11 protein-coding genes are annotated in these 15,523 nt (G+C 41.0%); 9 read left to right on the top strand and 2 right to left on the bottom strand.

Annotation, left to right across the window (positions count from 1 at the left end):
* Window positions 1-159: 159 nt before the first annotated feature.
* On the bottom strand, window positions 160-2,289 hold the full coding sequence (locus tag DTQ70_RS07035) for a hypothetical protein (RefSeq protein WP_122930149.1): 2,130 nt from the start codon (window positions 2,287-2,289) through the stop codon (window positions 160-162).
* Between the two features lie 875 nt (window positions 2,290-3,164).
* Here DTQ70_RS07035 and DTQ70_RS07030 point away from each other — a divergent pair.
* From DTQ70_RS07030 to DTQ70_RS07020, 3 genes are all read left to right on the top strand, one after another.
* Entirely contained in the window at window positions 3,165-3,860 is a 696-nt protein-coding gene (locus DTQ70_RS07030; RefSeq protein ID WP_122930148.1) for a LytTR family DNA-binding domain-containing protein, read from the top strand.
* Between the two features lie 71 nt (window positions 3,861-3,931).
* The gene (locus DTQ70_RS07025; RefSeq protein ID WP_164489903.1) at window positions 3,932-5,893 is read left to right on the top strand and encodes a sensor histidine kinase KdpD; all 1,962 of its coding nucleotides are present in this window, start codon (window positions 3,932-3,934) and stop codon (window positions 5,891-5,893) included.
* A gap of 271 nt (window positions 5,894-6,164) precedes the next feature.
* Window positions 6,165-6,992 carry a helix-turn-helix transcriptional regulator gene (locus DTQ70_RS07020; protein WP_164489902.1) on the top strand — a complete coding sequence of 276 codons (828 nt, stop codon included), beginning with the start codon at window positions 6,165-6,167 and terminating at the stop codon, window positions 6,990-6,992.
* 65 nt (window positions 6,993-7,057) lie between these two features.
* Here the strand turns inward: DTQ70_RS07020 and DTQ70_RS07015 are convergent, their stop codons facing one another.
* The gene (locus DTQ70_RS07015) at window positions 7,058-7,750 is read right to left on the bottom strand and encodes an NrtR DNA-binding winged helix domain-containing protein (protein WP_122934304.1); all 693 of its coding nucleotides are present in this window, start codon (window positions 7,748-7,750) and stop codon (window positions 7,058-7,060) included.
* Between the two features lie 115 nt (window positions 7,751-7,865).
* Between DTQ70_RS07015 and DTQ70_RS07010 the strand changes: the two genes are divergently transcribed.
* The 6 genes from DTQ70_RS07010 (at window position 7,866) to DTQ70_RS06985 (ending at window position 15,491) form a co-directional block, all read left to right on the top strand.
* Window positions 7,866-9,494 (top strand): carboxylesterase/lipase family protein, encoded by a 1,629-nt coding sequence (locus DTQ70_RS07010; protein ID WP_122930145.1) that lies wholly within the window; start codon window positions 7,866-7,868, stop codon window positions 9,492-9,494.
* Window positions 9,495-9,637: 143 nt separating this feature from the next.
* Complete coding sequence (locus DTQ70_RS07005) at window positions 9,638-10,123, top strand: carboxylesterase family protein (protein WP_206019648.1); 486 nt, start codon at window positions 9,638-9,640, stop codon at window positions 10,121-10,123.
* Between the two features lie 32 nt (window positions 10,124-10,155).
* Window positions 10,156-11,511 carry an amidohydrolase family protein gene (locus tag DTQ70_RS07000; RefSeq protein ID WP_122930144.1) on the top strand — a complete coding sequence of 452 codons (1,356 nt, stop codon included), beginning with the start codon at window positions 10,156-10,158 and terminating at the stop codon, window positions 11,509-11,511.
* Between the two features lie 35 nt (window positions 11,512-11,546).
* A complete protein-coding gene (locus DTQ70_RS06995) occupies window positions 11,547-13,157 on the top strand; it encodes a carboxylesterase/lipase family protein (RefSeq protein ID WP_122930143.1) in 1,611 nt (536 codons plus the stop codon).
* Between the two features lie 45 nt (window positions 13,158-13,202).
* On the top strand, window positions 13,203-14,393 hold the full coding sequence (locus DTQ70_RS06990) for an esterase (RefSeq protein ID WP_122930142.1): 1,191 nt from the start codon (window positions 13,203-13,205) through the stop codon (window positions 14,391-14,393).
* Between the two features lie 90 nt (window positions 14,394-14,483).
* Window positions 14,484-15,491 (top strand): sugar phosphate isomerase/epimerase, encoded by a 1,008-nt coding sequence (locus DTQ70_RS06985; protein WP_122930141.1) that lies wholly within the window; start codon window positions 14,484-14,486, stop codon window positions 15,489-15,491.
* Window positions 15,492-15,523 lie beyond the last annotated feature (32 nt).

Raw genomic sequence — 15,523 nt, 5'->3', positions numbered from 1 at the left:
TGCCCAGCAAGAAGCGAGCAACAAAACAACAAAAAAATGTACGCACAGCGAAGTTCTGACAACCTAGTCTGCCTTTGATTCAAAAGTAAGGGGTAATATGATGTATTCATTTTGTATAGATTTTGGGATTTATCAACGGTGAGTTCCCTAACATCTGACTTATTTTGAAAGTACTCCTGGCGTGATTGCCGTACAATTGTTCAAACTCCACACTTTGGTAATTTCGTTGGAAGGCTTGTTAGTCAAATCTGCCGAGCAACTCCCTGCTGAACCAATTGTAAATTGAAAATTATTGGTCAACGTGCTGCCATCGTATTTTATCGGAATGTGGAAGGTTTGAACACCCGTGGTGGTGGCAGTTACTTTATCAAAACCGCTCACTAAACTCATGCCCGAGCCACTAATAGTGATTGGAGAGAAATCTCCAACGGTCGTTACATTAATCGTTACTAGCAACGACAACTCTGAAGGCGTCCCCTGAACGGGAGCAGGATAAAGCTTTGTTTTTGAACAATCAATTGCGCCAACTCCTGGCGTTGATACTGGCTCACCTAGTGGGCCGCCCGTACCAGGGCTGGTGTTACAGCTAAGTAGCAGTTCGTTGGCAATCGGAACAGGATATAGGGAGAAGTAAGCAAGCTGGTTAGTACCAAAATTTAATTTCCCAGTACCCGTATTAGGCCCCATCGCTCCAACAGCATACCCTCGCCCCGACTGAGATATAATAAAAAACTGTTCTGTGTTTGAACCGTCTCCCCCCGATGTTTTAATCAGTTTTTTTGCCTTTGAATAATTCAATGCCTCGTATTGCCACGAATAACGTGTATTCGAATTGGCATTTTCCACACCATTGCAAGCATCATTAAACTCACCTATCGCCCTAACCTCTCGTTCTCCCTGGTAATTGACTAACGACAGGAAATTACCCGAATAAATGGTATTCCGTACCATACCATCATTTTTACCTGTCCAATACACTTTTCCATTATCGCCAACCACAAGCGTTCCCGTAGTATAGTCGGAATTAAACTCGCGCCCCCACATAATATCAACTATCTTCGAAGCCCCTGGGGGCATGGCCATCTCAACAAACCGATTGAGGTAAAACAAAGTGTCGCCACTACCAGCAGCTAAATATTGATCTGCAGCCAAAGGTTCTGTTTTCAACGGGGCAATGACGTAATTGGTGGGGTATGCACCAGGTGTTGCAAATTGAGGATCATTATACCGCTTAGTCATTCGCCAAATCCCCGTAGCATAAGCTTTCCCGCTGGCAGCAATCGCAAAAGAAGTACCATAAGGACCAGGCTCAGTTACTTTAAAATCAACAATATCTTCGCCCGCAGGGAAGGGGATTTCGCGAGGGGTAATTAAGGCCACTTTTCCATTTGCTTCATTAGGCGTCACACCTGTCGATGTTTGTCTAAAAATTGATGGTACACCTGATACATATACATTTAACATTCCTCCTGTGTAATAGACCTTCCCATCATTCCCTTTCAAATACACCATTGGAAATGCAGTATTTATTTTTCCAACCCACACTCTTATATATTTAAAACTGGCATCAACGCCAGCAGGTTTAGGGATTTCGTCAAACGTTGTGGTGCTTGATGTGCCGCCTGTACCAATATGATAAGCTTTTCCAGATGCTCCAACTGATACCCAGTAAGTGGAGTTTCTAGGCGTATCAAAGTCCACAAACTCACTTTCTCCTAAAATTGTCAATGGAATAGGCTCTCTCCTGGCAGTGGTTGTATCAGAACCATTTGGGGGAAGCCCGACAGCCCACCCTGGAACTGTACCCAAAAGGCCTGTATTGATCCCCCAAGCACACAATTTACCCGTAGCAGTCAGGCAAAAAAAAGTATTGACCCCTTCGTAGGTACCCCCTACAAAAAAAAGAGCCCTCACTTTTTTTACCACCTCATTACCAGGAACTGATACCTTGTAGGGAGTTGCCTGATAGGCATGTCTAAGGTCTCCAGTGTACCCCCACCGTTTGGCATGAATGGTAAAATACAGGTTCGCTCCCCAGGTATAAACCCGACCATCAGTTGTCAGGCCAATGCTCGCCGTCGTTGTATTAGTTAGGTAGCTAGAAGATATATCATCCCATGCAAGGGTGGATATCGCCTCAGTGCCTAGATCAGAGCCAAATTGAGCCCTTACGTTGTGCCCACCAAAAAGCGAACAACAGAAAAATAAAAAAATGCACGCACAGTGGAGGTTTTTTGGCAACCTCAATTGTCTTTTTTTCAAGAGCAAGGGGTAATAAAATGCTTTCATATACGATACTGTTTTAAGGTTGTTGACCCTAGGACTAAATAAGGAAAAGAGGTAAATAGCTTGAACTTGGCAATAATAATTGCGCAGTTACATAATAAACTGCACACCCAAAAGCGTACTAAAATGACACCAAGAATAAAAGAAGTAACTGTGACTTTAAACCAAATGGCGACTTAACCAAATGAAATGGCTATATACTTCAACAAAGAGAAATATACCAAATAAGAAGATGATTAACCTATCAATAAACTTACCAAGTATTCATTTTTTGCACCAGTAAATCACCTATTATTACATAAAATGGCTATTTATAGGTATGAATACAAGCTTATATAGCATCAATTGTAAAGAAGGATAAATTTCATCAAAATCACTCATATCAATAATTATGCCATTTTATGCACAAGCCTTTTTTCATAGATACATAACAAACAAATGTATCATAAATGGGGTAATTAATGAGATATTCACCCTAGAAATCTACTTAAAATGGCTGTCAACAGAAACATACCATTGGTAATTAACGGCTTTGATGCACTTTTTTTATCGAAAGTCACTTGTTAAAAAGTTTTAATGAGCTAAATCAATACTATGTCCCAAAAATAATCTCATTATCCCCTCCAAATCGTATAATTTTATGCGAAATCAAAAGAACTAATAATCATAAAAATATAAATTGAAATGGCTATTTTATATAATGTAATGTCTAAAACATGAATTATTCCACCAATAAGCACATAGCGTATATCCTATTTTCCAGAAAAAATGAACGAAGAGCATCTCTATTTTTATTCAAAAAAACATGTTACTTTGTCCCAAAGTGATAGTCCTATCTTGAACTTACCCTTCTCGAAGCATTTAAAGCAGAAAACTTTATGAAAAATTTAGCCGCACTAATCATTGACGACGACCCAGAACAAGCAGAGCATCTTCAAAGTATCCTAGAAAAATTACCAGTTTTTCTCACCATCAAAATTATTAATGACTCCACCCAAGGCTACGCAGAACTCCTTGAAAACGAATACGACTTACTTTTCTTGGACATGGAGATGCCTAAGCTTAGCGGAATAGAGCTCCTCAAGTCGCTGGAGCTGCCACCCACCATTGTGGTCACTTCCCATCCAGGTTATGCTGCCGAGTGTTTTGACCTCGACGATGTGGTGGATTTTGTTGAAAAACCCTTTACCGTCACGCGTATTGGCAGAGCAATACGCAGGGCTATACAGGAAGTAGTTGAGAAGATAGACGAAAATACTATTTACTTTAAAGCAGGACACAAAAATCAACAGTATAAACTTGACGAAATTTTATACATTGAGGCCGATGGGATTTACAGTATGATTTATTTGAAGTTTGGAGAACGTAGCCTTATCAACAGTAACATTTCGGAAGTAGAAAAGCAGCTACAACACACCAAGCTTGTTCGCCTTCATAAATCTTATATTTATAATTGTATGCATATTTCTTCTTTTGATAGCCGACATTTATGGATTGGCAATCAAAAATTTGCTCTGGGTGTAAGTTACCGAGGTCGTTTGGCTGAATACTTGAATGTAGATCCTAATTTCTAAAACTTGACAATATGATAGTGATACTTAAAACCATGCTTTTGAGTATCACTATCCATAAGCTTCTTAATCACATGTCCACACGAGCTTATTTATTAATGTTTATATTGTTGATTTACTACAACTTCTCACATTCACAATCTGCAAGAAATAAACCCGTAAGTAACTATTCTAAAGACACCACCTATATACGCAGCTCATTAACAAAAATAACTAAACTTTATTACGACAGTCAGCACGATAGTGTTTTGATTTATCTTAACAGAATTAGTTCATTTTCAAAGAAAAAAAATATAGCGATTTTCAACGCCGAAATTTACTTCCAATACGGTCAATATTATAGAGGCCATACACAATACAATTGGAATAAAGCCTTAGAAATGTTCAACAAGTCTTTGTATTGGGCAAAAAGGAGAAAAGACTACGCGTTTATTGAAGAAATAAACTATAAAAAGCTAACAATTTACTCTGATATTTTCCTAGGAAGTAGTACCAGTACGGTAAATCAAGGACAATTAGTAAAACAATTATACGAAAACATTCGATTTTCTGAAATATCAAAATCAAAAAAAAGTTTATATAAAACTATTTATCTGTTTAAGGACATATATTACACCTATAAACAAGATTCTAGTTACTACTCATTTTTTGATAAACACCTAAAAAGCAACCCACTACCACCTGAATCTATTAATTATCAAATTGTATATTTTGGGTATTTTATCTATAAAAAAGACATTGTAAATGCAAAAAAATGCTTCGAAAACCTGTCTAAGTTTCATAACAATAAAGAACTTAGTGACATGGTCTATGCCTATTATATCAGCGATATGATGCGGGAGTCACTCAATTATCCTTCTTTAAATTCTCAAATAGCATCTCAACTCAAGCCACGACTTCATTTACTTCCAGGAAAAACAGATAGCCTTACATATTATAATAATTTTGCGACATATTATATTAAAAGAAAGCAATTTAACGAAGCCAATTACTACAATTTATTGGCCAAAAATATCTTATTAAAACATCCTACATTATCTATCACTCATCGGTACGATTTTCTAATCAATCAGTTATTAATTTTAGAGCATAAAAATGAATTAAGAGAGAGTGTTGAAATTTATAAAAAACTCATTCCTATTAAAGACAGTCTGAATAGCTTATTTGCTGGCTTTAACCTTATTTTACTTCAAGGACAAGTAGCTAGTGATTTAAAATTGAAAGAGTTTCAAAAAGAAATCGAGTTAAAAAAGTATGAATCTGAACAATTTCAAGCCCAAAAATTTAAAGAATTTTCTGGGCTCATTTTATCAATTGTGATATTAGTAATTTCACTCATTATCATTGGTATTCAAATAAGAAAAAATCGAAAACAAACATCTACACTACTCCAATTAACTTCAACCCAAAATACTCTTTTTGGTGTCATTGGACACGATTTACGTAGTCCTGTTTTGGCCGCTTACACAAACATAAAAAGGGTTGTCAACAATCCAGAATTAACCGCAGAAGAAATCAGAAGTTCACTTCATTCAAAAATGGTTCGGCTAAACACACTTTTACTAACACTCGATAACCTTCTATATTGGTCTAATAGCCAACAAAAATCTTTTAAACGAAAGCCAGTACAATGTAACTTGCTTGAAATTGTAGAAGAGTGTTTAGAATTGCTTGAAACAAATATTGAATTAAATGAGCTATCCATTGTCAATGAAATTGACCCAGCACTAGAATGTATTATTGATGAAAATCATTTTAAAATCATTATTAGAAATCTACTTCAGAACGCCATAAAATTCTCACCAGCAGGGGGCTCAATAACACTTACTTCAAATACCCAAACACTATTTGTCACCCTTTCAATTCTTGATTCTGGCCCTGGGTTTGGAAATACAAACAATTCCAAGCACAAAGGTTCGGGTCTAGGACTCACCCTTGTGCAATCTCTCTTAGAAATCAACAATGGGAAGTTTGAGACGAACGATACAGCTAATGGAGCACTGGTAAACGTCAGTCTATTGAACGCTAACATATAAACGTCAGTGTTTTTATTGATACCAAAATCAATTAATTTTATCCTTCAAATCAATTATGAATTTCAAATATATACTCATTTAAGGCCCATATACTTCAACCTGATTCCTTTCTCATCTACCATAAATAGCCATTTTATTAAACTTTTTGTACTATTTCGCTATAAAACTTGCCAATTGGTTTAATTTGTTGCTATCTCTAGGTATCTTTGGTACTTACATTGCGTCAAAACTCACAACTATCCAATGTTCCAACCTACTAACTGCCGACGCAATGAAGCCATATACTTTCATGACAACTGCCGCAGAGTCAACCCTTAACGTCAATTTATTATATTCAGACGCTGATTTTGAATGGAATGAGTTTAACCTTCCAATTCTACCCTCGCACCAGTGGTTTCAGTACCCATTGCCTAATTCAGGGGCTAAACTTGCCATTGTATTTATCTCACCAACCCCCTCAATTAAGTTTATTGATTGCTCCCTCTATCCAAATCAACCCATTACATGGTTTGAAGGGGTAGGGCCGCACACCAAATGGAAAGGGTTCTTTATCGTAACAAAAGATGACTATTTAGAAAAAAGTTTCGCCTTACAAACCAATGAGTTACGGATGAACCAAACGTCCTATCCGCTCCCCCCCACCTGCTTTACGTCTCTGTTGGCACTGACAGGCTGGGCCACGGGTGATTTGAAGGAGTTTGTTTCCCCCAAAAAACTTATTCATGACTTTCTTCGACAGGCTTGCTCATCAATTGACCTCAATAGCCCTTCTGCGCCAACCAATAAGGTAGTAAAGCACTTAGAGGAACTTGTTGAGAATCACCTAGAAGGAGGTTTTTTGCCCAAAATTGATGACATAGCTCAAGAGCTCAACATGCACAAAGTAACGCTCCAAAACAAGTTTAAACAAGTTCATAATAAATCGCTCTATGAATATTATCTTGACCGAAAGCTTGAAAGGGCTTGCGAGCTTTTAAAATACTTTAAAGTTCAAGAAGTTGCTGAACGCTTAGGATATACGCAAGCCATCAAATTCATTATTGTCTTCAAAAAACGTTATAACATTACCCCAAAACAGTTTGTACAAGGAGAATTTTGATACCTGAATGTATAGCAATTAAATGTCCCAACTCACCAACAAATGAGTTGGGACATTTTTTTCTATCATGCTTCAAAGCTGTACAAAAAAGGCGCTTTGTGTGCCGCGCCTGAATATTGCTTATCGTGACGCTTTAGAATCCCTAATCCCAACATTTTACGCTGAAATGCTCCGCGATGAAGTTTTTCACCTAAAATAGCTTCATAAACCTTTTGGAGATCTCCCATCGTAAAAAGCGGTGGCAATAAGTTCATCCCAACAAGTTGTCGTTCTAAGTTGTCGCGTAGTGTTTGTAGGGCTTTGTTCACTATGTTGCCGTGGTCGAGCATCAGTTCGGGAAGGTCGTCTAAACTGTACCAATCACATGAATCAGAAAGTGCGTCAGGGGTAGGAACCACCTCATTATAATTAATAAGGGCATAGTAGGCCACCGAAATAAACCGATCTAACATCCATTCGTATGTCTGAATGGAATGCCCATTGGCTTCAAGAATCGTTTGCATCACTTCTGGTCGAAATCGAGCCACATCACCAAAGGTATAAAACTGCTCTAGGTAAATATTATCCAAGCCCGTCCGTTCCTTCAAACCTCGGCGCACCGCATCGTTTAGGTTTTCATCCATTTTCACAAAGCCCCCTGGCAAAGCAAAAAGCCCTGTATTGTGGTACTTCGTTATCAATATTTTGAGTTTTTCTCCCGAAAATCCAAAGATAACCGAATCGTAGGCAATGTGTCTTAAATATGCTGTCTGCTTCACTGGTAACTGATTTTTAACCAACAAATGTAAATTTTTTTCAAATAAATAGGATAATTTTCAAAAAGCAACTATTATTGTCACAAAATGAGACAATAAGTAAATTTAATCAAAGTTTATGAAGAAATTAGTCTATTTGTTAGGACTTTTCTTAGCTACCCAAATGCCCACCGAAGCTCAAAATAATGCATTCTCGGTGCAAACTACCGTTGAAAATGGCGTCATTGAAGGGAATTATGACACAAAAACGGGTATTCAAACCTATTTTGGCGTTCCGTTTGCCAAACCTCCCGTTGGCGAACTACGTTGGAGAGCCCCTCAGCCCGCCGACAATTGGAAAGGAGTAAAACAAACCAAACAATTTAGTGCTCGTCCGATGCAAACCGTTGTGTTTGGCGACATGAATTCACGGTCTAATGGGGTCAGCGAGGACTGTTTGTACCTTAATGTATGGACACCTGCCAAACGTAACACCAAAGATTTGCCCGTTCTGGTTTACTTTTATGGTGGAGGAAACGTAGCTGGCGATGCCTCAGAACCTCGTTACGACGGCGAAAGCATGGCTAAAAAGGGAGTAGTGGTAGTCACTTGCAATTACCGTTTGAATATTTTCGGGTTTTTAACACATCCCGAACTCACCGCCGAAGCGCCTTACAAAGCTTCTGGTAATTATGGAATGCTTGACCAAGCTGCCGCCCTCAAATGGGTTCAAAAAAACATAGCAGCCTTCGGGGGCGACCCTAAAAAAGTAACGATTGCGGGCGAATCGGCTGGTTCAATTGGTGTAAGTTGCCAGATGGCCTCTCCCCTATCGAGAAATTTGATTGTAGGCGCCATTGGTGAAAGTGGTGCAGGTATCAACCCAACGATGGCACCCGTACCACTGGCAGAAGGCGAAAAACAAGGCGTTGAGTTTTTGCTAAAAGCTGGAATAAAATCCATCAAAGAATTGAGAGGAATGTCAACGCGTGAGATTTACGAAATTTACAACGAATCTCGCCGCTTTGGATTCCCAATTGTCATTGATAACTATTTCTTAACCAAAACATTACCTCAGGTTTTCGCAGCCAAAGAGCAAGCGCAAGTTCCCCTGTTGGTCGGCTGGAACTCCGCCGAAATTCCAGGGCAAGCTTTTATGCAAGGGCAACCCTACAAAGAAGAAAACTACGTAGCACGCGTCAAAAAAGAGTATCCTGCTGATTTTGAGGAAGTATTAAAATTATACCCCCACGGCTCAGAAAAAGAAATTGAACTCTCCGCTACGGCCTTAGCAGCCGACCGATTCATTTCTTACAGCACTTGGAAATGGTTTGATTTGCACCGCAACAACAGTTCGCAACCCGTCTATCGCTATTTATACAGCAAACTTCGCCCTGATTTGGTGGACAAATCGCTGGCTTCTGGGTTGGCAGGTGGCACAGTTCGGGCAGATGCCAATACTCCCAAACCTCCCAAAGCCGTTGGTGCACCACACGCCTGTGAAATTGAATATGCGATGGGCAACCTTCACTTAGTGAAAGAATATGCTTGGACTGCCGATGATTTTAAAGTATCGGATACGATGCTGAATTACTTTACCAATTTTGTCAAAACAGGAAATCCAAACGGCGGTAAACTGCCCGATTGGAAAGCTGCAAAGGCAGGAGAAAGCACACCGCCCGTGATGATTTTGGATGTTGATTCTCGTACCGAAAGTGCCAAAGACGATGCTCGTTATTTGTTTCTTGACAAAGCGTATAAAAACTAACCTATCTATACTTGGTTGAGTTTATGGTCTGATTGGTCAGACGATAGTCAGACCAATCAGACCATAAGCTCGCCTACATTTCTTTTTTTACCAATCAAGATTCCCGCTTGTCCTCATTACCAAAGTGAAAAACTATACGAAAAATGAAAAAGCTCATTTTATTCATCACACTTCACTTATCACTCATCCCTATTCTAAAAGGACAACTTGTCGTTCAAACCGCCAACGGTAAAGTAGAAGGTTATGTCAAAGAAAATTTACGTATATACAAAGGCGTTCATTTTGCTTCGTCACCCATTGGCGACTTGCGTTGGAAAGCCCAACCAAACATTACAAATTTTGGAGGAAATCCCGCCAACGTCACCATTGCAGGCCAATCGGCAGGCGCTTTTAGTGTGAATGCCCTGATTGCTTCTCCCTTAGCCAAAGGTTTATTTCACAAAGCCATTCCACAAAGTGGCGGATTGTTGTCAAACCGTTTGAGCCAAAACCTCACCGATGCAGAAAAACAAGGGGTTAAGTTTATTGAAAAAGCCAAGGGTAATTACCTCGCCGAATTGTGCAGTAAATCAGCAGACGAACTCCAAAAACTTAGCAATGCCCATGGGCGGTTTTTAGAAGCAAATTAGCGTAGCTTTGGTAATACAAAAACACTACGAAAATGAAACACTTACTTACACTTCTTGCGCTACTTATGGCTTGGGGCTCAAACGCCCAAAAAATTGTTGATTCTCGTCAACGCGAAATCGTCATTAAAAACGTGTCAGTCCTTCCCATGAATACCGAAACCGTTCTCAACAACCAAACGGTGGTAATCAAAAATGGGGAGATTTCTGCAATGGGCACAAAAGTTATTTACGCAAAGGATGCACTAGTAATCGACGCCAAAGGCAAATTTCTAATGCCTGGTTTGGCCGAAATGCACGCCCATGTTCCGCCCGTAGATGACATTGAACCGATGAAAGAAGTCTTGTTGCTCTTTGCTGCCAACGGTGTCACAACCATCCGTGGAATGCTGGGACATCCATTGCATTTGGAGCTACGCAAAAAAATACAAACAGGTGACATTTTGGGGCCTCGGCTATATACTTCAGGCCCTTCGTTCAGCGGTGCAAGTGTCAAAACGCCAGAAGAAGGTATTGAGCGCGTAAAAAGTCAAAAACGAGCAGGGTATGATTTTATGAAAATGCACCCTGGGCTCTCAAAAAGCAATTTTGAAGCAGTAATCAAAACCGCCAATGAGGAGGGCATGACCTACGGCGGGCACGTTTCGTTTAATGTAGGACTTTGGCGCTCTATTGAGGCCAATTATGCCACCATTGACCACTTAGACGGTATTGTTCAAAGTTTAATCCCACGATTAGACACCCTCAGCGAAGACGAAGTGGGGCTTTTTGGAATGTTTGCTGGACATCGGGCTGATTTGGGCCAACTCAACAAAGCGCTGCAAGCCATTCGTGAACACCATATTTGGATTGTTCCAACCCAAACCCTAGCCGAACATTGGCAATCGCCCAAACGCTCGGTGGACGATATGCTTGCTGCACCTGAGATGAAATACATGAGCAAATCGCAGTTAGCTAGTTGGGCGACTGCCAAACAAAACACCTTTAAAAGTCCTCAATACAAACCCGAATCTGTATTAAAATATAACGAAATCCGTAAAAAAGTCATTTACGAATGCCAAAAACAAGGGGTTGGGCTGTTGTTGGGTTCGGATGCACCCCAGGTTTTTAGCGTCCCTGGGTTTTCGCTCAAACACGAGCTAACTTACTTAGTTGAGGCAGGATTAACCCCTTACGAAGCACTCAGAACGGGCACGTACAACGTTGGGCAGTTTTTTAAGAACGACAACTTGGGTGTCATCAAAAAAGGAGCTGTGGCTGATTTGGTTCTGCTCAATGCAAATCCAATGAAAGATATAAGCGCTGTGGGTGAGGTAGAAGGGGTAATGCTCAATGGCAAATGGCTCTCCAAAGAGGAGATTAAGAGCACTTTGAAAAAATTAGAAAAATAACCATTCAAACACCTATCAAAACACATTTTTAAAACATGAAAAAACTGGTTGTATCTTGCGCTATTGCGCTCGCCTGCACCATGAATAGTGCTTTTGCCCAAGTGCAAACGGGCGAAAACGTAGCCGTCACCAATACCGATGCGGGCAAAGTGAGGGGCTATATTCACAATGGCATTTTTACGTATAAGGGAATACCGTATGCCGAAGCAAAACGTTTTGAAGCCCCTCAAAAACCAAAGCCTTGGAGCAATGTACGAAGCTCAATGACTTACGGCCCTGTTGCACCACTGATAGATCCCACTACTTCGGTAACGGACGAACCAGAGTTCGTTTTTAACCATAGTTGGGGCTACACCAGTGAAGACTGTATGCGCATCAACGTTTGGTCTCCAGGCATCAACGACGGCAAAAAACGCCCCGTACTTTTCTGGATTCACGGAGGAGGCTTTACGGCAGGTTCATCACAAGAATTACCTTCTTATGACGGCGAAAACTTGGCTAAAAAAGGCGACGTTGTAGTCGTTTCAATCAACCACCGCCTGAATATTTTGGGGTATTTGGATTTGTCGGCTTACGGTGATAAATACAAACAATCGGCCAATTTGAGCGTGCTAGACATGAAAGTAGCGCTGGAATGGGTAAAAACCAACATTGCGAACTTTGGCGGTGACCCCAACAACGTTACTATTTTTGGACAGTCAGGAGGTGGGGCTAAGGTAAATACGCTCATGGCGATGCCATCGGCTAAAGGACTATTCCACAAAGCCATCAACCAAAGTGGAGCTTTTCGTGCCGCCATGCTCGACAAAAAAACAACCCAAGCCATTGGTGCTGAGGTATTAAAGGAACTCAACATTTCGGCCGACAAAGTGGATGACGTTCAAAAAGTACCTTTCCAGACCTTGAGCGATGCGGGCAAAAGGGCCTTAAAAACCATTGCCGATAAAATGAAAGCGGAAGGTAAGCCTGTGATTGGGTTTGGACTGAGCTGGGGTCCAAGTGTGGACGGCGAGGTTCTCCCCTATCAATTGTTCTCAAATGAGGCTTTTGAGCTTTCTAAAAATATTCCGTTGCTCATTGGCTCAACTAAGAATGAATTTGCTGTTTTCAGAGGTAATATGCCAGCAAATAGTACGGAAGAACAGGTATTGGAAGCTGTCAAAAAAACGTACGGCAACAAAGCGGAAGCCTACATCGCTGCGGCAAAAAAAGCATTCCCCGAAGACACTAAACCCTCGGCAGTTTTGGACATTGACGTGACTTTCCGCCCAGGAGCCGTATCTCAAGCCAAACAAAAGTCGTCGTTGGCAGGCGGGGCGCCTGTTTACATGTTTATGTTTACGTGGCAGTCGCCTGTGATGGATGGAAAATACAAGGCCGTTCACTGCATGGAAATTCCGTTTGTATTCAACAACATCGCTCGCTGCGAAGAAATGACGGGAGGTTTCAAAGACGCTTATGTTTTGGCCGATAAAATGAGCCAATCGTGGATTAATTTCGCCAAAACAGGCAACCCAAACCATGCTGGTCTTCCAAAATGGGATGCTTATACGGCCGAAAAAGGAACGACGATGTTTTTCGACAATAAATGCAGCATTCGCTACCACCACGACGAAGAGTTGCTGAAGGTTGTTGCGCCTCAATAAATTTTCCTTACCTATCAAAGTTCAATTTAACTCCATTTTCTAAACATGAAAAAATCAATCGTTTTACTTTTTGGCCTACTATTGAGCCATTTAGCTTTTTCACAAGAAGCTCTTTTCAACGCCGCCGACCTCAAGTCGCCTGAAATCAATGCGGATAAAACCGTTACATTTCGTTTTTTTGCCCCAAAAGCCGACTCTGTTTTTGTAACAGGTGATTTTTTACCTACCATGAAAATCAAGTCGCGTTTTGGTTTGGTAGATGTTCCAAAACCTGCGCTAATGCAGAAAGATGCAAAAGGTGTTTGGACTTTTACGTCCGATGCCCTCGCCCCTGAATTGTATTCGTATTCCTTTACGGTGGACGGCCTTCGTAGCATCGACCCCAACAACCCGTTTTTAAACCGTGATGTAGCGACTGTTACTAATATTTTTATTGTAGGTGGTCCACAAGCTGACCTTTATAAAGTAAACGACATCCCGCACGGTAGCGTAACCCGACGCTGGTACGACTCACCAGGCTTGGGCATCGACCGCCGACTGACCATTTATACCCCTCCAGGTTATGAAAGCAGCAAAGCCAATTACCCAGTACTTTATTTATTGCACGGTGCTGGTGGCGATGAAGAGGCTTGGATAGCACTCGGACGTACGGCACAAATCATGGATAATCTTATCGCTCAAGGCAAAGCCAAACCAATGATTGTGGTCATGCCAAATGGGAACGCTTCGCAAGATGCCGCCCCTGGCGAAGGAAATACAGGTTTTTATAAACCACAATTTATGGCGCCTCGTACCATGGAGGGTTCTTACGAAGGTGCTTTTATGGACATTGTAAAATTTGTGGAGCAAAATTACCGCGTAAATGCTAAAAAAGAGAGCAGAGCCATTGCGGGCTTATCCATGGGTGGATTTCATTCAATGCACATTTCACGGTTTTATCCAAATACCTTTGACTACGTTGGACTGTTTTCTGCCGCAATCATGCCACGCGAAGATGCTACGGCAAAGGTTTATAGCAACATTGATGAAACCTTGAAAGTACAAAAAGAAAACGGAACCAAGCTCTACTGGATAGCCATTGGCAAAACCGATTTTCTTTACCAAGCCAATGTCGATTTTCGTAAAAAATTAGATGGTATGGGAATGAAATACGAATACGTGGAGTCAGAAGGTGGTCATATTTGGAGAAACTGGCGGGTTTACCTAAGCCAATTTGCTCCGAAATTATTTAATTAACAAGGAAATATCAATCAGGATAAAGTTGATTTGTTTTTCTTTTAATGATAATTCATAAAACCATCATTCTTTATAAAACCCTTTTCACTTATGACAACACAAGTATCCCGCCGAAATTTTATGGCAATGGCGTCTCTCACTGCGATGGGAGGCCTGTTTAACGTCAATAAAGCATGGGCATTGGCCGACAAACCCAACTCGAAGTTTAAAGGAGTGCAAATTGGCGCTATTACCTATTCATTCCGTAGTATGCCGCATGATGTCGATAAATTGATTCAGTTTTGTATTGATTCCAACCTCAGTGCCATTGAATTAATGGGCGATTCGGTGGAAGAATATGCTGGTAAACCAAAATCGCCGATTGACATGGCGCAGCTTTTCCGTAATGCGCGCCCTGGCCAGCGCCCGCAGTTGACCGACGAGCAAAAAGCCCAAATGGCCGACTACAACAAACAAGTTGCGGAATGGCGCAGTACGGTTTCGATGGATAAATTCAAAGAAGTTCGTAAGAAGTTTGACAAAGCGGGCATCTCTATTTATGCCTTCAAACCCAACGCCTTTAGCCCAACCAATACCGATGGCGAGGTTGAATACGGTATGAAAGTGGCCAAAATACTTGGGGCTACTTCGGTAACTTTAGAACTACCTACCGACCCCAAACAAACCCAACGTTTGGGTGACTTGGGGGCAAAAAACAAAGTATATGTAGGCTACCACAACCATACGCAAGCTACTGATACACTGTGGGATAATGCGCTAAGTCAATCGCCTTACAACTCGATTAATTTTGACTGTGGTCACTACCTTGCGGCGGGGGGTAAAAACACAAAAGAAGCGCTTATGGCCTTCATCGAAAACAAGCACGACCGTATTTCGACCATGCACTTAAAAGACCGCACAACTCCTGAGCATGGTGCTGGTAACTTGACTTGGGGCACGGGCGACACGCCAATCCGTGAAATATTATTGATGATTCGCGACCGCAAATACAAATTCCCCGTTTCGGTAGAGCTTGAGTACCAAATCCCCGAAGGTTCGGATGCGGTCAAAGAAGTAGCGAAATGCGTAGCTTTTGCCAAGAATATTTTGATGAGTTAGGTCTCCTACCTTTCCGAAAGTTTCAGAACTTT

Origin of the sequence: Runella sp. SP2 (assembly GCF_003711225.1) — a bacterium.
Classification (GTDB): domain Bacteria; phylum Bacteroidota; class Bacteroidia; order Cytophagales; family Spirosomataceae; genus Runella.
Note: the sequence above shows the minus strand (reverse complement) of the source record. Positions and strands in the feature narration are given on the sequence as shown.